At 55.4% G+C, this 18,031-nt stretch carries 31 protein-coding genes; 3 read left to right on the forward strand and 28 right to left on the reverse strand.

What is annotated here, in order from left to right:
- Positions 1-19 precede the first annotated feature (19 nt).
- The 20 genes from ACX3P1_RS13830 to ACX3P1_RS13925 form a co-directional block, all read right to left on the reverse strand.
- Positions 20-421: a hypothetical protein gene (locus tag ACX3P1_RS13830; RefSeq protein WP_459080160.1), complete on the reverse strand. Its 402-nt coding sequence runs from the start codon at positions 419-421 to the stop codon at positions 20-22.
- Between the two features lie 60 nt (positions 422-481).
- Entirely contained in the window at positions 482-682 is a 201-nt protein-coding gene (locus ACX3P1_RS13835; RefSeq protein ID WP_459080161.1) for a hypothetical protein, read from the reverse strand.
- Positions 672-887 (reverse strand): hypothetical protein, encoded by a 216-nt coding sequence (locus tag ACX3P1_RS13840; protein WP_459080162.1) that lies wholly within the window; start codon positions 885-887, stop codon positions 672-674. Before ACX3P1_RS13840 ends, ACX3P1_RS13835 begins: the two co-directional genes overlap by 11 nt.
- A 26-nt stretch (positions 888-913) precedes the next feature.
- Positions 914-1,153 carry a hypothetical protein gene (locus ACX3P1_RS13845; RefSeq protein ID WP_459080163.1) on the reverse strand — a complete coding sequence of 80 codons (240 nt, stop codon included), beginning with the start codon at positions 1,151-1,153 and terminating at the stop codon, positions 914-916.
- A gap of 10 nt (positions 1,154-1,163) precedes the next feature.
- Complete coding sequence (locus ACX3P1_RS13850; protein ID WP_459080164.1) at positions 1,164-1,538, reverse strand: hypothetical protein; 375 nt, start codon at positions 1,536-1,538, stop codon at positions 1,164-1,166.
- Positions 1,539-1,572: 34 nt separating this feature from the next.
- Entirely contained in the window at positions 1,573-1,764 is a 192-nt protein-coding gene (locus ACX3P1_RS13855) for a hypothetical protein (RefSeq protein ID WP_459080165.1), read from the reverse strand.
- Positions 1,757-2,137 carry a hypothetical protein gene (locus ACX3P1_RS13860; protein ID WP_459080166.1) on the reverse strand — a complete coding sequence of 127 codons (381 nt, stop codon included), beginning with the start codon at positions 2,135-2,137 and terminating at the stop codon, positions 1,757-1,759. Before ACX3P1_RS13860 ends, ACX3P1_RS13855 begins: the two co-directional genes overlap by 8 nt.
- Positions 2,134-2,484 carry a hypothetical protein gene (locus tag ACX3P1_RS13865; protein WP_459080167.1) on the reverse strand — a complete coding sequence of 117 codons (351 nt, stop codon included), beginning with the start codon at positions 2,482-2,484 and terminating at the stop codon, positions 2,134-2,136. The genes ACX3P1_RS13860 and ACX3P1_RS13865 overlap by 4 nt, the downstream gene beginning before the upstream one ends.
- 37 nt (positions 2,485-2,521) lie before the next feature.
- Positions 2,522-2,902, reverse strand: a complete 381-nt coding sequence (locus tag ACX3P1_RS13870; protein WP_459080168.1) for a hypothetical protein — start codon at positions 2,900-2,902, stop codon at positions 2,522-2,524.
- Positions 2,899-3,309 (reverse strand): hypothetical protein, encoded by a 411-nt coding sequence (locus ACX3P1_RS13875; RefSeq protein WP_459080169.1) that lies wholly within the window; start codon positions 3,307-3,309, stop codon positions 2,899-2,901. Before ACX3P1_RS13875 ends, ACX3P1_RS13870 begins: the two co-directional genes overlap by 4 nt.
- Positions 3,310-3,398: 89 nt before the next feature.
- Positions 3,399-4,160, reverse strand: coding sequence for a hypothetical protein (locus ACX3P1_RS13880; RefSeq protein ID WP_459080170.1), 762 nt, complete (start codon positions 4,158-4,160; stop codon positions 3,399-3,401).
- Between the two features lie 153 nt (positions 4,161-4,313).
- Positions 4,314-5,576, reverse strand: a complete 1,263-nt coding sequence (locus ACX3P1_RS13885) for a DNA cytosine methyltransferase (protein ID WP_459080171.1) — start codon at positions 5,574-5,576, stop codon at positions 4,314-4,316.
- Entirely contained in the window at positions 5,576-5,815 is a 240-nt protein-coding gene (locus tag ACX3P1_RS13890; RefSeq protein WP_459080172.1) for a hypothetical protein, read from the reverse strand. Before ACX3P1_RS13890 ends, ACX3P1_RS13885 begins: the two co-directional genes overlap by 1 nt.
- Positions 5,816-5,953: 138 nt before the next feature.
- Positions 5,954-6,430: a hypothetical protein gene (locus ACX3P1_RS13895; protein WP_459080173.1), complete on the reverse strand. Its 477-nt coding sequence runs from the start codon at positions 6,428-6,430 to the stop codon at positions 5,954-5,956.
- Between the two features lie 70 nt (positions 6,431-6,500).
- On the reverse strand, positions 6,501-6,707 hold the full coding sequence (locus ACX3P1_RS13900; RefSeq protein ID WP_459080174.1) for a hypothetical protein: 207 nt from the start codon (positions 6,705-6,707) through the stop codon (positions 6,501-6,503).
- Positions 6,708-7,111: 404 nt separating this feature from the next.
- Positions 7,112-7,399: a hypothetical protein gene (locus tag ACX3P1_RS13905; protein WP_459080175.1), complete on the reverse strand. Its 288-nt coding sequence runs from the start codon at positions 7,397-7,399 to the stop codon at positions 7,112-7,114.
- Between the two features lie 45 nt (positions 7,400-7,444).
- Positions 7,445-7,873, reverse strand: coding sequence for a hypothetical protein (locus ACX3P1_RS13910; protein ID WP_459080176.1), 429 nt, complete (start codon positions 7,871-7,873; stop codon positions 7,445-7,447).
- A gap of 69 nt (positions 7,874-7,942) precedes the next feature.
- Positions 7,943-8,296, reverse strand: a complete 354-nt coding sequence (locus tag ACX3P1_RS13915; RefSeq protein ID WP_459080177.1) for a hypothetical protein — start codon at positions 8,294-8,296, stop codon at positions 7,943-7,945.
- A gap of 174 nt (positions 8,297-8,470) precedes the next feature.
- Positions 8,471-8,836, reverse strand: coding sequence for a hypothetical protein (locus ACX3P1_RS13920; protein WP_459080178.1), 366 nt, complete (start codon positions 8,834-8,836; stop codon positions 8,471-8,473).
- 2 nt (positions 8,837-8,838) lie between these two features.
- A complete protein-coding gene (locus ACX3P1_RS13925) occupies positions 8,839-8,985 on the reverse strand; it encodes a hypothetical protein (RefSeq protein ID WP_459080179.1) in 147 nt (48 codons plus the stop codon).
- Positions 8,986-9,352: 367 nt separating this feature from the next.
- Here ACX3P1_RS13925 and ACX3P1_RS13930 point away from each other — a divergent pair, with 367 nt between their 5' ends.
- Positions 9,353-11,335 (forward strand): ATP-binding protein, encoded by a 1,983-nt coding sequence (locus ACX3P1_RS13930; RefSeq protein ID WP_459080180.1) that lies wholly within the window; start codon positions 9,353-9,355, stop codon positions 11,333-11,335.
- Between the two features lie 111 nt (positions 11,336-11,446).
- Here ACX3P1_RS13930 and ACX3P1_RS13935 read toward each other — a convergent pair whose 3' ends face one another.
- The 8 genes from ACX3P1_RS13935 to ACX3P1_RS13970 all read right to left on the reverse strand — a co-directional run bounded on the left by ACX3P1_RS13935 (position 11,447) and on the right by ACX3P1_RS13970 (position 16,984).
- Entirely contained in the window at positions 11,447-12,442 is a 996-nt protein-coding gene (locus ACX3P1_RS13935; protein ID WP_459080219.1) for an aldo/keto reductase, read from the reverse strand.
- A gap of 21 nt (positions 12,443-12,463) precedes the next feature.
- Positions 12,464-12,823 carry a MerR family transcriptional regulator gene (locus tag ACX3P1_RS13940; protein ID WP_459080181.1) on the reverse strand — a complete coding sequence of 120 codons (360 nt, stop codon included), beginning with the start codon at positions 12,821-12,823 and terminating at the stop codon, positions 12,464-12,466.
- A gap of 107 nt (positions 12,824-12,930) precedes the next feature.
- On the reverse strand, positions 12,931-13,350 hold the full coding sequence (locus tag ACX3P1_RS13945) for a hypothetical protein (RefSeq protein ID WP_459080182.1): 420 nt from the start codon (positions 13,348-13,350) through the stop codon (positions 12,931-12,933).
- A gap of 122 nt (positions 13,351-13,472) precedes the next feature.
- Positions 13,473-13,688, reverse strand: a complete 216-nt coding sequence (locus ACX3P1_RS13950) for a hypothetical protein (protein ID WP_459080183.1) — start codon at positions 13,686-13,688, stop codon at positions 13,473-13,475.
- A gap of 279 nt (positions 13,689-13,967) precedes the next feature.
- Positions 13,968-15,053, reverse strand: a complete 1,086-nt coding sequence (locus ACX3P1_RS13955; RefSeq protein WP_459080184.1) for a Fic family protein — start codon at positions 15,051-15,053, stop codon at positions 13,968-13,970.
- Positions 15,054-15,307: 254 nt separating this feature from the next.
- Positions 15,308-15,718 (reverse strand): hypothetical protein, encoded by a 411-nt coding sequence (locus ACX3P1_RS13960; RefSeq protein WP_459080185.1) that lies wholly within the window; start codon positions 15,716-15,718, stop codon positions 15,308-15,310.
- 118 nt (positions 15,719-15,836) lie between these two features.
- Positions 15,837-16,409: a hypothetical protein gene (locus tag ACX3P1_RS13965; RefSeq protein ID WP_459080186.1), complete on the reverse strand. Its 573-nt coding sequence runs from the start codon at positions 16,407-16,409 to the stop codon at positions 15,837-15,839.
- Between the two features lie 53 nt (positions 16,410-16,462).
- On the reverse strand, positions 16,463-16,984 hold the full coding sequence (locus ACX3P1_RS13970; RefSeq protein WP_459080187.1) for a hypothetical protein: 522 nt from the start codon (positions 16,982-16,984) through the stop codon (positions 16,463-16,465).
- A 115-nt stretch (positions 16,985-17,099) separates the two neighbouring features.
- Between ACX3P1_RS13970 and ACX3P1_RS13975 the strand changes: the two genes are divergently transcribed.
- On the forward strand, positions 17,100-17,339 hold the full coding sequence (locus ACX3P1_RS13975; protein WP_459080188.1) for a hypothetical protein: 240 nt from the start codon (positions 17,100-17,102) through the stop codon (positions 17,337-17,339).
- A 46-nt stretch (positions 17,340-17,385) separates the two neighbouring features.
- Positions 17,386-17,697: a hypothetical protein gene (locus ACX3P1_RS13980; RefSeq protein ID WP_459080189.1), complete on the forward strand. Its 312-nt coding sequence runs from the start codon at positions 17,386-17,388 to the stop codon at positions 17,695-17,697.
- Positions 17,698-18,031 lie beyond the last annotated feature (334 nt).

The raw sequence follows: 18,031 nt of genomic DNA on the forward strand, positions 1-18,031 counted from the left end.
CTATTCATAATTGTCGACATCAAGCCGCCATGGTCTCGTACGCGTCGAAACCCCGATACTGGCGGTAGATCGCCAGCCTGGCCCTCAACGAATCCGGCCAGTCGTTCCCACCGATGGCATTCATGCAGCGGATGTCGGCCCTCACGATTTCGAGTTCCCGTTTCAGAACGCCAGCCGACCACTGGTCGAAACGAAGGCTTTCGAGCATCACCTCGGTATCGATCGAGAACCCGAAATCGGCACATGCCGTCTGAAGCTTTCTCGTCGTGTTCTCGATTTCTTCGGAATTGCCGAAATCTGTCAGGCCAACGGAATTCCGCACGGTACTGACGGATTCACGGCCGTAGAGTCCGGTTTCGAGAATGGCGATGTTGGTGGCCCACTCGGATGCGGGTGCGTTAACTGTCGTGATGGTATCCATGATATCCTCCCCTTCGATTTCCATGATTCTGCCTGCGATCCATGCAAGGCACACGCGGTTTCATCCCGCTTCGCGAAGTCTCTTTGCATCGAGATAGACGCCCCAAACCGCCAGGTGCCAGAAGCCCAGAGCGCCGCCGCCCGCCATTGCGAGATCCGTGACCTGACCCTCGGTGCCGAATAGTGCAGTGGCGGCCGAGGTGGTGAGGGCGACCCCTGCCAGGACGAGACGCCAGGAGGTGCAGGCCCGCTTACGATGCATGGGATACCGTCCAGCGCTCACAGCGGTCCAGGAGCGTATCCGAAGCCGAGGACATGCGCCTGGCATCGGTACAAAGGGTTTCGAAGGCCGCAATGTGGTCGACACCGTCAGATGCCCGGGCATCCGCCAGGTTCGATGCCAATGCGAATAATGCCGATGCCGCGATGATGGCTGCTACTGCGATGATGTGCGTTTTCTTGTTCATTATATGTTCTCCTCTTCGTTCTGGATTCAGTGGATTGTTGTCGTCAAACGGTAGGCGAGGGCCTTGGTCATTTCCGAGGCGTCTTCGGGTGACATTCCGGCAGCCGGGTACACAAGCATTTCGCGCCCGTCCATGATCACCAGGGTCCGCTCGTTGAGTTCGACGCCGTCATCGATGAGACGGCGTCGGACATTTTGAACGGCATCGCCGGTGGCGTGACCGACTGTTGCGATGATGATGCCGTTGGGTGTGGTTTCGAGTTTCATGTTTTCTCCTTCAGCCCTCGTAAGGCTCCAGAGACCAGTGCGGTACGACCATCGGAATGATATCGTCTTCCCTTACTCTGATGAGACGCACATTTCGGACGACACTGTCAGTCCAGCTCCCATCCTCGGGTCGGGCTGTCGAAAGATCATCCGAACCGCTTTCGATTACGAGATGCGGATCGCCAGCCCCTATGATCGGCGCGTCTTCACGGACAGTCACGATGTCGCCAACCTTGAACGGGTTTTCACCGGTGAACCGTTCGGCCGCTTCCCGTAGGCGGGCGATCTTCGCTTCCGGCAGGATCGACCTTTCGGGCATCCTGTCGCGGGAAAGCATTCCTTCCAGCATACGCATCGCTTCCAGTTTTGATTCCATGTCTCTCATTGTCAGTACCTCCTGCTTTCGTGTTCCGGGCTCCTCACCCATTGTTCCGACGGCTATCCCGCCAGATCTCGTTACCGATGGCCAACGCCACCGCTGCAGCCATGACCAGGCAGACTGTCTGCATCCATGTGCCGCCGAATATCCAAGCCCCGATGCCGAACAGCACCGTGCTGGAGATCAACTGCCCGTACCGCGCCTTCGCCGATTTCCGTTTCCAATCAGACATTGGCGATCTCTCTGTGCAGCGGGATACCTTCGTTGACCACGTTAGGATCCCGGAAATACCAGCGTCCCCGATCCGATCTCCGGAGTTCGACCCGGGCCCGAAACCGCACCCGTTCTTCGAGCGGCAGCAGAGAACTCAGGGCTTCCTTCAGAGGGCGGAAGCTGGACAGTGCCGAGCAACCTGACAGGTTTGCCCTGCCGCCGATGGTGTCGGTCAGAACCCGTACGGCCTTCCAGGCAGCGCCATCATATTCGGCGGTGACGTATGCCCGATCAGGCATGGTCACGTGGACGTCTTCCAGAAGCCGCTTCAACGGAACCAAGCCGCCGAGTGTCGGTCGGGCGGTTTCATAGTTTCTGATGCCTTTTGTCATAATGATTTGACCTCGCTGGGCGCAAGCCCGTACCAGGCAGGTGAGTCGCGCGCGTATTCAGCAGGTTCCAGACAGTCTTCGATCTCGTCCAGGGCTGCACGGAGAGCCTTGATCGCCGTCGTGGGTACAATGACGTCGGGCAACTCAACCGAGCGTTTTGCATGCAAGGTACCCATCTCGTCCACGTAAGCGCCAGCATCGACCTGACGGACATGGACGGTAACCGCGCCGATCGGCTTCCTGTGGCTCAACCACTCCAGAAACGCCTTCGTCAGGTCTCGGTTCTTGGCCCAGTAATTGTCGCCAACAACCATGAAGTGGTCAGCTTTGATAGCTTCGTTTTCCATGTTTTAGTCTCCGCTCTTGTTCATAAATGTTAGCCGATTAAGCCGCTTGCTCGTACGTCTGCGATGCTCCCGTGATTGCCAACTGGCGGTCTGTAAGGAACACATTGAAGGACGCTTCCTTTTCGGACTCGTCGATCAGATTACTGAGGCCTACAAGCCGCCAGTCGTTGGCCGCGCGCCGCAGCACAATTTCGTTTCCGGTGTTCTCGGCACGGGTCGAGATAACCGCCTCGGCTCCTGGCATCAGGTGCAGAGGGATTCTGCATTCGACCAAGAACTTCTCGGCCTTCAACGCAAACAGGATGATGTCCTCAACGGTCAAGGGATCGGGATCACCGCCGTTGACCTCGAAAATTGCGGCGGCGACGTCGGCAAAGTTACCGAGGCGCATCCCGTGTTTTCTGTAAATGCCGGTCATGCCGCCCTCCCGAAGTAATTGTCATCATTTGAAGCGCGGCGTTCATCGCGTGCAGCACGCGCCATCGAACCGCGTTCGTGTTTCTCGTCCAGCGATACCTTGCGCTGGCTCTCGTCGGCCCAAACCTGGCGCACGGTACCGTTGCGGTAAACGTTGCGCCCCTTGCGGCGGGTCTTCGTTCCGGTTTCGATCGGGTCATGTCCGTCGCTGGAGATGACCTCCAGGCTGAATGTGTGCTGCTGCTTGTCGATACCGTAAGAGTCCTTGATCACCTTTGCCGCAATCCGGCGGTCACCAAGATGGCTGGGTCTCCGGAACGAGCCTCCAAAGACGCCCTCGGTGAAAAGAATGATGTCGCCCTGGCATACGTCGCCGGTGCAGTCGATGGTGAAATCCTTGATATTCATTTTGTTGCCTCGCTATTGTTCATAATCTTCAAGAAGTTCGGAACGGACGTGCCCCCTTTTGTTATAGTCTTTCGCCCGCCCCGAAGCCGTCAGTCGCCCAGACGGGCACCCCATTCCCACGTGCTGGCTTCGTCTGCGACGCGGATCGAATGCCAGAAATCGCCGTCGCCGTAGGTCGTGAGATGCTGACCCTTGGTGTGCCGGACGGTCGGCCCGTAGGCGAAAACGACGCCTTTCTTGTCCTTGCAGAACTCGGCTGCATGGACCTCGTGGGTCTCGCCGACCAGAACGGTCTCGGCCTCGATCTTCACTGCGTTCGCAGGCTTGCCCTTGGCGGGAACGATCAAGATGTCGCCCTGGCGGATGCCGGAAGCCAATTGCTTGTCGTTGACGCCCCACATCCATTTTTGGGCAGCGCGAACGGCGGAGACCGGGTTCTCTTCGTCCTTGCGGACGCCAGCATGAACAGCGTGAGCCGACACTGGGTGACGGAAGAGTTCGTTGGTGATTTCGTTGCGGCCGACCAGGACGTAGTCCTTGTGGATGTTGGCGAAGCCATTGGCATAGCGTTTGTAGAAATGCCTTATCTGGATGATGGCGACACCCTGTTCCGGATCGTATCCGTAGACATCGAGGTTGAGGCTGTCGCCGCGCATCTTTTTGTCGAACTCGACGAACGTTTCCGGCAGGACGCCGCTGAACATCTTGATGATGTCACTTGCCTGCAGCACGGAGCCATCGGCCAGTGTGATGCTGTTGATCTCATTGTAATACCCACGCTTTGCAGTCGCTGTCGGGAAATCAACCAGTTCCGAAGTCTTGAGGGCGTTCTTTTCGATCTGCTTGGTCATTGTCTTCTTCCTTTGATATATCGATCTCGTTTATCTCGATCATGTTTATATAATAGTAGTAAGTTGTGACGTTTACAAGCCTTAAGCTTGTTGACAAACACCGATGGCAACTACATCGCAAAAATTACGACGAAATTATTTTCGATTATTTTCTCATGCCGCAGCCCTATTCCCGGAATTCTGGGCGACCGGATTCAAGGCTGCAGCCCTGTTCCTTCTCTCGATTGCATCGAGTACGGACAGACGCCCATGCAGGAAGTGGCCGATAAACCTCATAACGGGGACGGGCATCGAGTTGCCTACCGCACCGCGGCGATGTCCGGCGGCGGCGACCTGAAGCTTTCTGAACGGGACCGCCGTCCAGTCGTCAGGGAAGCCTTGCAGCCTTTCGGTTTCCAGCGGCGTCATCTTCCGGACGATCCAGCCGCCGTCAGGAGAATCCTTGTAAATGAGCAGCTGAGGATTTCCGGCATTCCGGGCAGTGATCGCATAGGCCGTGGTCGATGCCGTGGGCTTGGATTTCATGTCGAGCGCGTAGACTTTTTCGCCGGCGACTTCTTCTTCGATGCGACGGCCTGCAGCGCCTGAACGACGTCGGCCGGGATCGAGGACAACGTTTTGTTTTTCTTTGCTCTCCTCAAAACGCCACGGCAGGTCGTCGGACTCGAAGAGAACTCCTGCAGCTTCTCCAGTGACATCGGTTCCAAAATGGGCGACAGCAAAGACACGATCGCGACGCTGGGCGAGGCCCCATGATGATGCCTGGACGGTTCTCCAGACGACTTCGCCTTCGGGTCCAACAGCGTGACCTGCACACGACCATCCTTGCCTTGGCGGCTGCAAAGGCTGCTCCCACTCTCCGACGAGAGCTGCCAGAAGATTTCCGAATCCGTTTGTTTCATCACTGAGCACTCCCCTCACGTTTTCCCAAACCACAAATTTGAGGCCGTTAATGCGCTTCATGCGCTCGGCCAGCATCACGAAAGCCAGCGTCAGGTTACCTCGCGTCCCATCGAGGCCCTGACGAAGTCCGGCAACAGAGAAGTCTTGGCAAGGCGAGCCGCCCTCAAGGACATCGACGTGGCCCAACTTCCGGAGATCGTCATCGGTGATTTGGGAGATGTCGCCAAAATTTACGACGCCGCTTTCCGGCAAGGTTTCGTAATCCGCAGGATCGAAGCCTTCCGGGAGATATTTCGGCCGCGATGCACCGCACCTGTGATGCAGCACATGTGACTGGAAGGCAGCAGGCTCCGAGAAGGCGACGAATTCGAAGTCGTCCTTCCAGGCAACCGAGGCGGCCGAGATACCGGAGAAGCACGACATCACGCGATATTGCGGCTTCCCGATGCCCAGGCGCAGCACGCTGACCTGGGCATCGGGGTCTGCATATCGGACTTCCATGAAATCGCTCATCACGTCATCCTGACGAAGCCGAAAGCGTAGCCATCGTCGACTTTGTAAAGACCTGCTTTCGAAAGAACTGACAGTGCCGATGCCCAGGCACGGCCCTTCAGATGACGAACACGGGCGTCGACGCGAGCGTTATCCAGATAGATCTCCAACCAGTTGTGTCCGTCTTCAGTCCAACTGTTTTCGTATTCCGTTTCGCGAAGAACGGTCAGAACGGTGGCTGCGGTTTCGTTCAGTTTCATGGTCAACTCCTGTTTATGTTTCGATGATGACTGCATACCGGATATGTGTCAACAAAATAATTTGCCTCCCGAAATTGAACGGGGAGGCACCACTTCCCTCTTGGGTTCATCAGCAATGACCGGCATCCCGGGAGATTGTCAGGCAGCCTGGTCGTAGTCCTCATCGTCAAAATCGTCATCTTCATTCCAACCGTCGCCTTCATCGATGTCCGAACCGTCCGTGATACACTCGATGCCGCCGCACCAGTTGCAGTTCGCAGCATCGTCCGTAACGGTGCCGGTGAAGTCGCGCAGCACGATGCCAAGGCTAGTGTCGCCGTCCCAGTTCTCGATGAAGTCGAGCGGGATAAATGCGAGCAATCCTGAGTCGACGAGCGCCGATCCGACATGGTCTGCGTCCCGGTACAGCTGATAGTCTCCGTCGCCGCATGCCGTGGACATGACAAGTAATTTGTCGACGTCGTCGAAAATGGCAGCACCACGTTCTTCGCCGATTTCCTTCTCGAATTCTTTGCAGAAATCCTGCCAGGCTTCTTGCGGGTAAACGTAGCAAGGGTCGCCGAACCAAATGTCGGTTGGCTTGTTTACTGAAATTGTGATCGCTGCATTTTTCATGTCGTGATCCTTTCAAAGGATGAGATTTCAAAGATGGTGGGAAGGAGCCGCAGCCCCTCCGGGATGCCGGTCAGTTCAAGCGGAAACCGTAATCCTCTTCACCGCCGTCGAAGGCGTAGGGATTTTCGTCGCCGAAGCTACCTTCCAGGACGTCTTCAATCTCGATCAGGATACCCTTGCGCGCAGCCGATCTCTTCTCGATACGGGCAGCCCAGAACGGGTCCTGGCCTGCTGCAATACGATCGTCGAATTCGATGGTGTTCATGTATCTGGCCATAATTGTCTCCTCACAAATGGCGTTTTCGGTTCCCCTTTGGGGCAGTGATCTTTATCGATCATCTACATATAATGTATAGTAACTTATGATAGAAATCAAGGGATAACCACAGAAAACATAGTTGACAAGGCTAGCTATACCGACGCGTGAATTTGCCGATCGAAAAATAATTTAAGTATAATCGAGAAATTTCGACCAAGAAGGGCGAGCCTCTTCGGCAGAATGGCAACTCGACCGATTACCAGCGCAGCCATACACGGCGACTTCAACTATCGCGCCGAAGGATGTGGCTCGACCTTTCTCCACTCTCCCAGCCTTTTAACAAGGGTTTACTCAAATTACCGAAAAATATATCAATATGAATACCACCCACTGCCAATGATGACAGCCGCGTGCACTTGGCGTCACGCTGCTTCCCCACGCGCCCAAGTCTTATCCTCATAGGTTCCTATCCTACTGATGAGCGCTTCAGCTTCGGCGAATTCTGCATCACCAAGTTCGGCACCGAGGATTTCGCAGAAGCGATCCAAAGCGCTATTGAGTTCTTCGTCCGACTGGATTTCGTCACGACCGCCATCATTGGCAGCCTGTAAAGATCCCGTCTTAGGTGCATCGACGCCCTGGTCGCTCTGCAGTACAGCGGTCAACTCCCTAACCAGGATTCCGGTTAGAATTTCGTCTTCATCGTCCATGGCCGACCTCCAAACTTTTCTGATTTCTCGATTTGCGCGGAGTCGTCAGTTACCCCATAGATTACGCAACCTCGCACCCTTCATCAGGGCATCGATGCGCCAAAGATCAGCATGGCCTCCTTCAGCCCACTCAACGAGCTTTTCCGCCAGTGGTCTCACTGCTGACCAAGGCTTCTGCCCCCCGTTTCCATCCGAGAATTTCGGCGACAACACCTTCACAAGGGCATCGAATTTCTTGTTTTTGTTCCGGTCGGTGATCCCGTTCCAGAAATCATGCAACTTGGCGGCATCCACCAGAGCCTCGACACTATTCCTGTCGGGCTGATCAGTTCCCTCGGCGCTTGAAACGATTTCTCCCACGATGGGGCCGAGTTCGTCCCAAGGTCTCCAGTACCCACTATGAGTCGACACATGTGGCGACAACTCGGCAACCGCGGCATCGAATTTTCCGGTATTGGTTTCTACATTCATCATCGTCGTTCCCCTTTGTCTTTTTGATTTCATGTGCAGTCAGGGGAGGCCGAAACCTCCCCATCGCCATCCTCAAGCCGCCAATGGCAGCCTGGTGAATTCGAGTGCTGCCATGTACTCGGCGGCGCAGCCTTCCTCGGCGGCGAGCGCTTCAGCTCCGGATGCCGACACGCGATAGGTGTCTCTGCCGGGCTGCAGGAGTAGCCCACTGTCAACGAGATCGGACAAGGCACGAAGGACAACCTCGGCACGGGTCTCCGGAACTTCGCGGATGACTTCGTCACGGCGGAAGGTCAGCTTCTGATCGGTTGCGACCTCCTGAAGCCAAGCGGCTTTCTCCGTCGCGTCCTCACATTCCTCGCCTCGCAAGATGCCGCCAAAAATGGCGTTCATCGTGATGCTTTCCCAAACTTCAAGCTTGCCCATCTGTCTTCTCCTCAAATTGATGGCTTCTGTTGCTGATGTTCCCCGACCGTCTTTGCGGTCATTCTTATATTATATAGTAACTCATGGCATAAATCAAGAATCAAATAAGCTGACAAGCCTTGCTGTGACCTGTCTTCACAATTATGAGATGAAAATGATTTCGGTGAGCGCGTACTATTTTGTCTTGAATTGTTCCATTGGGTCGAACAACGCATAGCAAGACGGGTTATCCGTTTCGCAATCGAGGCTGCCATGCCAGCGGCGGGTTTCACTATCGATATAAACGCGACCGCCCATGTCCTTGATGACAAGACCGCGCGCTCGGCCTCCCGGGGCATCGAAGAAATCCACAATCTCGAGAGGGAACAACCCCAGCAAGAAGGAATCCGTATCGATACGTTGGGAGGTCTCGTCGTGCCACGCAAGGAACCGCCCAGCGCCTTCGGCCGTTGCCATAACCAGACATTCGCCGCCGGCGATGCCGATGATGCCGCCGATGGACGTCCGGGCACCGTTGGCAGCTTCGGCAGCCATCGCCATCTTCAGGCGTCCCACTCGTCGGCAGGCAGCACGTGGAAGGGATCCCCTAACCACATGTTGCGGCCGTGTACGGCAAGGTGGTCATCGTCCATGACAAGGCAGGGGACATAAGGAGCCTCCGGGATCGCAATGGCGTCGGTATCTGGCATGTGCATGGCCTCCCCCCAAGGCAGGAATTTGAGCAAAGCAGAATTGGCTTCGCCCAGTGATGCCCTGAATCATGACATGGGGGTCCGCAAGCCACCAAGGTGATGACGAAGGAGTTGCGATCATGGTAGCCATATCCAAGGGGCAGACGACAGATATCGCGAGGCGCGTCATTGCTGCATCGCCACATGCCATCTACCGAGCGAACCTTGCGGCCTTGAGTGATCGGCCGTGGTGAGTTGCCCTACAGGAGCGGAAATCGGCGTTTACAGCTTCGGTTGCAATATCCGTCTCCTTGAGAAAACGGATCAAGGCAGCTAACCTTCGGTTTCGTTCCAGTCGGGAACCTATGCCGAGAATGGGCCAAAAATGGATGCAATTGCGGGAACATCATTCAACTGGAGAAGTGACCCGGCTGGTCGGATCAACAACATTTCGCTAGCGCCCAATCCCAAGAACACGCTTTTTCCGCTCTTCGAAGCGATCATGAACTCGATACAGGCTATCGAAGAGCGCTTCGGTCGCGATCAAATCTCATCCGGCTACATCCGTGTAATGGTCGTCCGGGCGGAGAATGGAGAATGCATCGGTTTTAAAATCAACGACAATGGAATCGGTTTCAACCAGCAAAACCTCGATTCATTCGTCAAAATGGACTCTCAAAAGAAGGCTCCCATAGGCGGCAAGGGCGTGGGACGACTTCTGTGGCTGAAGGTTGCCGATTCAATTCGAATTGAAAGCGTATTCGCTGACACTGAAGCAGTAAGCCGCGTGACTTTCGATTTTTGCCTCGATGACCCCATCCAGAACATAGAATATTCAAACGGCGTGACGGTTGAACATATCGGTACGACCGTCGATTTGTATCCGTACAGGGATGCGTATGCCAGTTCGATTCCACGCAAGGCCAGCACGATCGCGAGTCGGGTACTCGCTCATTTCATCAGCTATTTCGTGAATATAAGTCAGCCAAAAATTGAAATCCTCGACGGCGAAGAGAATATTGACCTTTTCGACCAATTCACATCGGTCACCGAGCGTGATCATGACTTCACATTTTCATTGAACCTTTCGCAAGGAGAATTCGATTTCGTTTGCCACTGTTTTCTGCTTCCAAAGTCGATTTCAGACGATGAGAAGAGTACGAACGCTTTGTATCTCGGTGCCAATGGCCGTGCGGTAAAGCGCTACGAACTGGATGCCGTGCTGGGTATGAACGCGATCGGTGGGAAGCACGCATATCTCAGCTATGTCGAATCCGAAATTCTAAACAAAACAGCGAACGACACCCGCACTGAATTCTCTCTATCTGATGACGATCTCGAATTGATCGTTGATGCTGCCAAGGCCAAAGCCAAAGAATTCTTGGCTCCCGAGATCACCGAAATCCGTGAGCGGCAACAAAAAGTCGTTGCTTCGCTTAGGATTGAGCATCCGCGTTTCCTGAGCGTCGCACGCGACAGTAAGGAATTCGCCGGCAAACTCCATCTTTCAATGCAGAAAGAGGAGGAGGTCTTCGTTGAGTTATCGCGGCAGTCGCTCAGGCAATACAAACGCCGGAAGAATGCATTTCTGACATCCGTTAAAAAGAAGCTGCCAGATATTACGGCTAAGGCCCAGGAATATGTGGCTGGTCTTCAGAGCGAATCTGTTTCTTCTCTCGCCGAGTATGTCATGAAGAGAAAGATGATATTGGAGGTGTTCGAGGAAGGCTTAAAATATACGGACATCGAGGCCAAACATTCGGATTACGAAGACATAGTGCACGACATCGTATGCCCACTGAAATCGACATCAGATGAACTCGATTACGAGGATCATAACCTCTGGATCGTTGATGACCGGCTCGCATTCTTCTCATATTTCAATTCAGATAAACAAATGAAGGCTCAAATCGCCAACCCCGAGAATCCTCTTGATCGCCCCGATATCTCGGTATTCGAGACTGGTCTCGGCTTTCAAAACACAGACCTGTCGCAGCCAATCACGATCATTGAATTCAAACGCCCTAAACGGGATGACTACACCCTTGAGAAAAACCCGATCACTCAAGTGCGGAAATACGTCGAAGATATGAGAAAATCAGGGGAGGCCATTAAATACGATGGCACCCCTCTTCGACAGATTGCCGACACAACTCCCTTCGTCTGTCATATCATTGCTGATGTCACGCCTAGCCTGCGGACCGTTATGAGGGCTCTAGGGCCGTTCCATCAAAAGGTCGGGTCTGGAACTTGGTATCGTTGGGACGATGCTTTCAATATTTTCATCGAGATATCGTCATTCAAGGATATTTTGGATTCAGCCAAGCTTCGAAACAAGGCTTTTTTCGAGAGAATCGGGTTGATGTAAGCAGCAGTACTCATCGGTAGCTGCATCGCTGGCTATAAAGAAATCCAAATCTGGGAGAACCGCGCCGACGTGCTCGACGCGATCCTCCATCGTTCTTCGTTACAATGTCGTCTATCGGCGCAGCTCTTTCATGCCGATTTCACCATAACGATCTCCAGCAGCGGAGGGGAGTGCGGTCTCAATTTCCTGCAGGTCCTCACGGGTAAGACTGATCTCGTACGCTCCAAGGTTCTCGTCTAACCGTGAGCGGCGACGGGTACCCGGGATCGGAACAATCTTGTCGCCCTGTGCCAAGACCCAGGCAAGCGCCATTTGGGCAGGTGTCACACCCTTGCGGGCGGCAAGCTGCTCTATCTTGGCCACGAGTTCCAAATTGCGCGCGAAGTTGTCGCCCATGAAGCGAGGCGATTGCCGCCGATAATCATCGGGCGCGAGATCATCCACCGAGCGGATTGCGCCGGACAGGAAGCCCCTTCCCAGCGGGGAATAGGCGACCAGGCCAATGCCGAGTTCCCGCAGCGTCTGCAGGACACCATCGTCCGGGTCTCGAGACCAGAGCGAGTATTCACTCTGAAGTGCCGTCAGCGGATGCACCGCATGAGCACGGCGAACGGTTTCCGGACCGGCTTCCGACAGGCCGATATGGCGTACCTTTCCTGCCTCGACGAGTTCCTTCATTGCACCGACGGTATCTTCAATCGGCGTATTGGGGTCGACGCGGTGAAGATAATAAAGGTCGATATGATCGACGCCGAGCCGGCGGAGCGACCCCTCGCACGAAGACTTCACGTAATCCGGGCGTCCATTGACCGTCTGCCCGCTAACTCCCGGCACCGCTTCGAGGCCGCGCACGATGCCGAACTTGGTCGCGAGCACAACCTGATCACGTCGATCCTTGATCGCTTCGCCGACGAGTTCCTCGTTTATGTACGGGCCATAGACATCGGCGGTGTCTAACAGGGTGACGCCGCGATCGAGCGCATGATGGATCGTCGCCCTGGATTCCTTCTTGTCGGCATTGGTAGCGCCGTAGGCCCAGCTCATGCCCATGCAGCCGAGGCCGATTGCACTGACTTCAAGCCCTTGCCCGAGCTGCCGGGTTTGCATTTCGTTGGTATTCGTCATCTTTCAGTCCTTTGCTTCCGCCTCGGAATAGGAGGCGACCTTGTTGTCGAGGACGTGAAGGCAGGCTTGGAGATCGGCTACGTGAGTCCGGACACGGTCACGATGCTCTTCGAGCATTTCGCGGCGCTGGCTCAGAGTTTCATCCCCTCGGCCGACAAGCTCCGCATAGCGCAGCATGTCTCGAACCGGCATTCCCGTCGTCTTGAGACGGCCGAGAAATTCAATCCAATTGAGGGTTGAAGCGTCGTAATCGCGTTGTCCGGATCGGTCTCGATCCGCATACGGCATCAAGCCGATATTCTCGTAATAGCGGAGCGTATAGGCCGACAAACCGGACTGCTTTGCGAATTCGCCGATCTTCATGAGTCACCTGTTCTCGTTCGACGCAAGGGAAGCTACGGCTTCGAGTGCGCTCTAAGTCAAGAGCGGGTTTCCAACATTTTTATGACCGGCATCAGGTGTGAAATCTGTTACGCCGCCTTGGAAGGCGCAGCCAAAGCCAGGCCCATCCCGACAGACGCCGCCATCTGCCTGGCAAGGAGAAGTCGCGCCGCCACCGGCAGCATTTCCGTATGGAGGTTCCCCGAGGGGTAGTTGCTGCCATCCAGGTTCCAGAGTTCGGCATCGATGAAATCGCGGCCGTCCCGTTCGCAGGATTCCATTTCACGGCTCATGCCACCGTTCAGCCATTCGCGGCGCTCACCATCGTTCATCCTGGATATCTCCAGAAGGACAATCGGATCGTTCTCTGACGATCGCTCAACTGCATCGAGGAACCGGTTAGGTGTCGACAGGGTGCCCTTGGGCCAGCCGCAGAGGTAGCTGTCAGAAAACTTGGTAGCGTTGAAGATTTTTTTGTACTCCGCTTCACGGGTCTCGATTCCGGTCATGATAATGTTCCCCTTATTATTTCGGGGTACACACCCCACTGATAAAATCAGTCACCTCGACTTCCCGAGGCGTCAAGCATGTCGGGAAAGGGCCATGCCTCCCCACCTGAGGTCATCACCGGTCAGTGAAAGTAGCCCTCGAACTTCAGGCTCCCCCGTTCGAGATCATCGATGCAGCTACCTACGGTGACGCCTTCGTCCGTCACCACCAGGAAGCCCCCAAACACGAATTTCTTGCCCTCCCACACGACCGTCGGATCGACCTGCTGCAGGGTCTCAAGGCTGTCCATGACATCCATGATGCGGTTGGATTTCGGGTTTGTGAGGATGTAGGTCATCGTCTCGTTCTCCGGAGTCTGTCTTTCTTGTCTACTATCTAAATAGTATATTATATTATGACATTATGCAAGTATAATTTGAAGATAAGTTGTTGACAGCACTAGAGTTTGTGTTGGCGTCCTGAAAATATTTTATGGAAAGCCAACTACAACCAGATCTCCGCCATTCGACGTTTTCAGGCATTTCTTTGACACCGCCATGGCTGCCTGGCAGGGCTTGGCTCGACTTTCGCACCACTCCCAAACCTAAAGTCAGGTTTTGCCCAACTCCCTGCTTAACTATCTCAATGATGGTGCCTCGGGAACAACAACTTCGGCATCCGTAAACAGGTTCGGAAACAGCCGCTCCCTGTAGTCCAACGGAAACGCGATCCTGACGGGCTTCTTCGGCCCCTCTGATTTCAAGAATCCTCGATCGACGAGCTCCGACATCGTATTGCGGGCCGTCCTGTCGGACGTCTTCAAGACAAAGTTGGCATCGCCCCTCGGCAAACTACCATGCCGCAATACGGCCGCCACCAAGTCGGGCGCTCGCTTGTCGTCGACGATATCTTTGACGAGCGTACGGATCCGATCTTCCAGGCGTCCCAGGTCGAACATCGTCGCCGAAAACCTGACCTGATCCAAGGCAACGGACAGAAACCACTCGACGAACCTGATGAGCGCGGCCTCCGACAAATTCCCCCTGCCGTCGCGGTCGCCCCGCCGTGGGCTATCCGCGAGATCCATCATCAGCTTGTACTCGCTGCGATCTTTGAGACCTCGCGCAAGCCCCCTGGAAATCGACCACAGCCCGTTGCCACCGATCCCGGCACGCAAGGCCATCGCATGGGACATGAGGCGGGATACTCGTCCATTTCCGTCGGGAAACGGGTGCACATAGTTGAACCGATGATGCGCGCTCGCAATCGCAATGATGCGTTGACTTGCCTGCTTCTCGGCACCCGCAAATCGCATCTGGAAATACTCCATAAAGGCGAGAACGCGATCCGATGACGGCGGATGGTGCTTGCCAACGACAACCTCATGGTCGACCGTCGACCGAAACGCACCAGGGACGATTTCAACCCTGGTGCCGTCCGGCTTTTGGATGAAACGGAACTCTTCAGGCATGACATCGTAAAAGCGACGATGAAGCCACTGCACAAAATCTATGGATGTCGGGACCGGCAGTTCGCCAGTTCGATAGAGACGGTCAACCTCCCGTTGGACTTCGACGTGCGCCATGGCCTCGAGAACAAGCGGCCGCCGCTCCGGATCGACCTCGGCTCCAGCCAAGGCAAGCTCGATGTCCCGCGGTCTTGTGTTGTGGCCCTCGATCAAATTCGAGTAGTAACTGTTCATGACGCGCACGAGATCGGCCATTTCGGCTGCCGAATCCGGATTTAGGCCTCGGCCCAGATCGCTGGCTTCTCTCTGAAGTTCGACAGTGAGATCGGCTAGTACGGACGGGATTGCATCCCCGAACAGACAGGGTTCAATTCGAGCGGGAGTTTCCAGCATTTCTTGCCTATCTCTATGGAGTTCCAAAGGCCCGCGTTATAAGGCAACTGGAAGCCAAATGCATCACAAATTGCCGATATGCGTTGCCGATCTCTTTTGCCGATGTTTTATGCCGATCAGGATGAGAAGCCGAAGCGGCGCAGCAGGTCGACCGAGCATGGTTTGATTACGTCTATGGAATCGCCGATGGCATTGTTTCCGAGTGAGTGCGGGGCCATTGCGCCATCGCAGACAAAGCCTTTGCCGTCAGGCCGCGCACAGACGGCATCGCTTTTGCGCACGAGAACGAGACCACCTGAATCCTTGCCACGCCATACCAAACAACCTGGAATTCGGTTGGCGAGCGCCCGAGGTAGTTCTGACCTGACATCGACCAGTGGTCTGTCGTCGCAAATCGTCATCGAGTCAGCGCCATTGGTCAAAGGGATGTCGTCCATCTGGCGCTTGGCGATGTCGGCCAGTTTGCCGAGAGCACAACCTTGGATGTCACTGAAATCGATGGTGAGCTTTTGCGGACTGGTCGTCATCCAGACCCAAAACGCGATCCCGGCAGCTATGATAACGGTGGTTACAATCCCCTGCCGTATGCCTGGGACATCGGTACGGATAAGATCTCGGAGCCATTGTACAAATGTTCGTCGCACATCACGCATCAGGCGCGACCATATACACGAACCTGATATCGCCAATCACATACGTCATGCGCAGCCATCCCGTCGTCTCGCCAATTTGGCAGGTGAATTGCTTGTCGTAGATGCCTTTGAACGGTTCTTTGGTTTCCCGATATCGCTGGAAGGCCGCAACGCATTCGGCCGATTCCTCGGCCGAGACCTTCATGACGGCAGGAAGTTCCACCTGCGCCTTGGCGACGAATTCCATTGTCGAGGGATCGCTCAGGCTCCCGAGCGAATTCTGGGCCTGCGCCTGCAGGAACGCCGTCATCTTCACGGGATCGCTCTGCAGGTGAACGAATTCGTTTATGATCGCTTGGTGCCGGCCATCGCCCTCGATCGCTTGGACGGAGATGTCGCACCACTGGCGATCGACGTCCTCCGTTGACCAGCAAACCGTCGCATTACGAACCGATGCCCCGTTATTGAGCACACTTTCGGGTTTCAAATCGCAGGTGCACTTCTCCTGCGTGGCGTTGGCAGCCATCGACGGCATCGTCCATAACGACGCGACCACCAATGCCGCGGCGGCGACAATTCTCAGCATGACCCCTCCCGTTCCCGGTCGGCAGCGTATACCGCCAAAGGCCAACGAGAAAGTCAGCAGGGCTTCAAAAACGGCAAATGCGCCACCTGAAACCCACGGCTGGTGACCGGCGAACTCTTGGCGTGCGCCTTGCAGAACCCCGATAGCACCCGATAGACATCGAAATCAGCCGTTCGGCGGGTGTCGGGATCCTTGCCGTGGAAAGCCCGGAAACGGGCGTCCTCAATACGTTCCAGCTTTCCGGACGCAACCCGCATGATTTCGTAGTCAGGCGTCCCCGCCATCCCGGCCCACCAGCCGTGCACCAATTCATGATGACCGCCGACGACTACGTACGAACAGGGATCGCCATCCAGCATGCGTTCATGAGCACGTCTGAATTCCTCGCCCGTAACCTCGATCACATCCTTCATATGTAGGCGGCCGCAACCGACGGCATCGAACAGCCACTTGGATGACGAGACGACCGGCGGCATCGTCATGTCCCAGGTAAACGCTCCCGAGCGGATCCCACGACGAAGCAGGTGCCGCAACTTCCTGTCGGAATCCGTTGTGAGGGTGGTGTGCTGCGCCATCTGATTGCCCCCTTGTTCGTCGTGCCGACAATCATCCCCGCCAGGGCCGCATGGGACAATGTCTGGATTCTTGCAGTGGAGGGGCGAATTCTTATCCAAAATGGAGGGAACGCCGATGTCACAAGCCATGTGCCCGCACGTCAGATATGCCGTCGAGATGGCCATGTACGATCTCGACAGGGTAGAGGGGCCCCTGTTCTCTGAGATGATCGAGGCCATCGGCCAAGAGATCGTTTTCATACGGATGGGTCACGATAATTTCATGCCGAATGACATGAACGACGCCGTCGACCGGGCTTCGCGCGAAGTCCTGGAGGCCTTCAATGTCATTCAGGCCTATCTCGAAAAGATTTGACAGATAGCTGCTTTACAGTCATTCACAAGTTAGGAGTGATTGTGCCATGACAGCGGACGAATTTGAGAAGAGCTACGCCTACGAGATCCTGCTCGCAGCCATTGCAGCGGGTTACTTGCTCGATGTCGAGACCGCCGACGGGTTCATGGTTATGGACAGCACGTCCGCCGACGAATGCTTCCGGGCAATGTTTGTGGGCGAGGGGGAACGCCTCCACCTTGATGGCAACGGCCGTAAAATCGGGATGATTACGTTTACCCGAGACAGCCCTCCCGATGCGGAAACCAACGGAAACGAAGACGTCGCCGTAATCGTCAGGCAGGCTTTCGACAAAGTGTATGACAACTGCAGCGGGTGAGACCGTTAAGCGGCCCTATCGCCGTCTATGGACTGCCCGGGAACCCTTGTGGGGAGGGGGTAGGGAAGCGGGGTCCCGGGCAGTACGCTCGACGGCCTGTCCTTCACACCGTCATCAATAAAGGTCACCCCAATTTTCGCATCCGGCAACCCCATTCCGAAAAAAGAAAACCCCCGCCACGGGGAGGAGCCCGGGCAGGGGTTTCTACAGGCCGCCAAGGGGGGCAAGCAGCCTGATCTATTGCGTGACCGAACCGGTGATCACTATGTCTGTCTCGCCGCCGGCGGCGGCAGGTTTGATGTCGTTCTTGCTCCGCACGGCGACCAACATCACG

The organism is Mesorhizobium sp. A623 (assembly GCF_054489405.1).

Excerpts from the sequence above, each read along its gene's own strand:
- ACX3P1_RS13840 (WP_459080162.1), bottom strand. The coding sequence starts at position 887 with ATGAACAAGAAAACGCACATCATCGCAGTAGCAGCCATCATCGCGGCA.
- ACX3P1_RS13890 (WP_459080172.1), bottom strand. The coding sequence starts at position 5,815 with ATGAAACTGAACGAAACCGCAGCCACCGTTCTGACCGTTCTTCGCGAA.
- ACX3P1_RS13960 (WP_459080185.1), bottom strand. The coding sequence starts at position 15,718 with ATGACGACCAGTCCGCAAAAGCTCACCATCGATTTCAGTGACATCCAA.
- ACX3P1_RS13835 (WP_459080161.1), bottom strand. The coding sequence starts at position 682 with ATGCATCGTAAGCGGGCCTGCACCTCCTGGCGTCTCGTCCTGGCAGGG.
- ACX3P1_RS13850 (WP_459080164.1), bottom strand. The coding sequence starts at position 1,538 with ATGAGAGACATGGAATCAAAACTGGAAGCGATGCGTATGCTGGAAGGA.
- ACX3P1_RS13970 (WP_459080187.1), bottom strand. The coding sequence starts at position 16,984 with ATGGCGCAGCACACCACCCTCACAACGGATTCCGACAGGAAGTTGCGG.
- ACX3P1_RS13875 (WP_459080169.1), bottom strand. The coding sequence starts at position 3,309 with ATGAATATCAAGGATTTCACCATCGACTGCACCGGCGACGTATGCCAG.
- ACX3P1_RS13915 (WP_459080177.1), bottom strand. The coding sequence starts at position 8,296 with ATGGGCAAGCTTGAAGTTTGGGAAAGCATCACGATGAACGCCATTTTT.
- ACX3P1_RS13830 (WP_459080160.1), bottom strand. The coding sequence starts at position 421 with ATGGATACCATCACGACAGTTAACGCACCCGCATCCGAGTGGGCCACC.
- ACX3P1_RS13965 (WP_459080186.1), bottom strand. The coding sequence starts at position 16,409 with ATGCTGAGAATTGTCGCCGCCGCGGCATTGGTGGTCGCGTCGTTATGG.
- ACX3P1_RS13895 (WP_459080173.1), bottom strand. The coding sequence starts at position 6,430 with ATGAAAAATGCAGCGATCACAATTTCAGTAAACAAGCCAACCGACATT.
- ACX3P1_RS13900 (WP_459080174.1), bottom strand. The coding sequence starts at position 6,707 with ATGGCCAGATACATGAACACCATCGAATTCGACGATCGTATTGCAGCA.
- ACX3P1_RS13950 (WP_459080183.1), bottom strand. The coding sequence starts at position 13,688 with ATGACCTACATCCTCACAAACCCGAAATCCAACCGCATCATGGATGTC.
- ACX3P1_RS13860 (WP_459080166.1), bottom strand. The coding sequence starts at position 2,137 with ATGACAAAAGGCATCAGAAACTATGAAACCGCCCGACCGACACTCGGC.
- ACX3P1_RS13935 (WP_459080219.1), bottom strand. The coding sequence starts at position 12,442 with ATGCAAACCCGGCAGCTCGGGCAAGGGCTTGAAGTCAGTGCAATCGGC.
- ACX3P1_RS13845 (WP_459080163.1), bottom strand. The coding sequence starts at position 1,153 with ATGAAACTCGAAACCACACCCAACGGCATCATCATCGCAACAGTCGGT.
- ACX3P1_RS13930 (WP_459080180.1), top strand. The coding sequence starts at position 9,353 with ATGGATGCAATTGCGGGAACATCATTCAACTGGAGAAGTGACCCGGCT.
- ACX3P1_RS13925 (WP_459080179.1), bottom strand. The coding sequence starts at position 8,985 with ATGCCAGATACCGACGCCATTGCGATCCCGGAGGCTCCTTATGTCCCC.
- ACX3P1_RS13940 (WP_459080181.1), bottom strand. The coding sequence starts at position 12,823 with ATGAAGATCGGCGAATTCGCAAAGCAGTCCGGTTTGTCGGCCTATACG.
- ACX3P1_RS13945 (WP_459080182.1), bottom strand. The coding sequence starts at position 13,350 with ATGACCGGAATCGAGACCCGTGAAGCGGAGTACAAAAAAATCTTCAAC.
- ACX3P1_RS13910 (WP_459080176.1), bottom strand. The coding sequence starts at position 7,873 with ATGATGAATGTAGAAACCAATACCGGAAAATTCGATGCCGCGGTTGCC.
- ACX3P1_RS13865 (WP_459080167.1), bottom strand. The coding sequence starts at position 2,484 with ATGGAAAACGAAGCTATCAAAGCTGACCACTTCATGGTTGTTGGCGAC.
- ACX3P1_RS13920 (WP_459080178.1), bottom strand. The coding sequence starts at position 8,836 with ATGGCGATGGCTGCCGAAGCTGCCAACGGTGCCCGGACGTCCATCGGC.
- ACX3P1_RS13855 (WP_459080165.1), bottom strand. The coding sequence starts at position 1,764 with ATGTCTGATTGGAAACGGAAATCGGCGAAGGCGCGGTACGGGCAGTTG.
- ACX3P1_RS13905 (WP_459080175.1), bottom strand. The coding sequence starts at position 7,399 with ATGGACGATGAAGACGAAATTCTAACCGGAATCCTGGTTAGGGAGTTG.
- ACX3P1_RS13880 (WP_459080170.1), bottom strand. The coding sequence starts at position 4,160 with ATGACCAAGCAGATCGAAAAGAACGCCCTCAAGACTTCGGAACTGGTT.
- ACX3P1_RS13980 (WP_459080189.1), top strand. The coding sequence starts at position 17,386 with ATGACAGCGGACGAATTTGAGAAGAGCTACGCCTACGAGATCCTGCTC.
- ACX3P1_RS13955 (WP_459080184.1), bottom strand. The coding sequence starts at position 15,053 with ATGGCCGATCTCGTGCGCGTCATGAACAGTTACTACTCGAATTTGATC.
- ACX3P1_RS13885 (WP_459080171.1), bottom strand. The coding sequence starts at position 5,576 with ATGAGCGATTTCATGGAAGTCCGATATGCAGACCCCGATGCCCAGGTC.
- ACX3P1_RS13870 (WP_459080168.1), bottom strand. The coding sequence starts at position 2,902 with ATGACCGGCATTTACAGAAAACACGGGATGCGCCTCGGTAACTTTGCC.
- ACX3P1_RS13975 (WP_459080188.1), top strand. The coding sequence starts at position 17,100 with ATGTCACAAGCCATGTGCCCGCACGTCAGATATGCCGTCGAGATGGCC.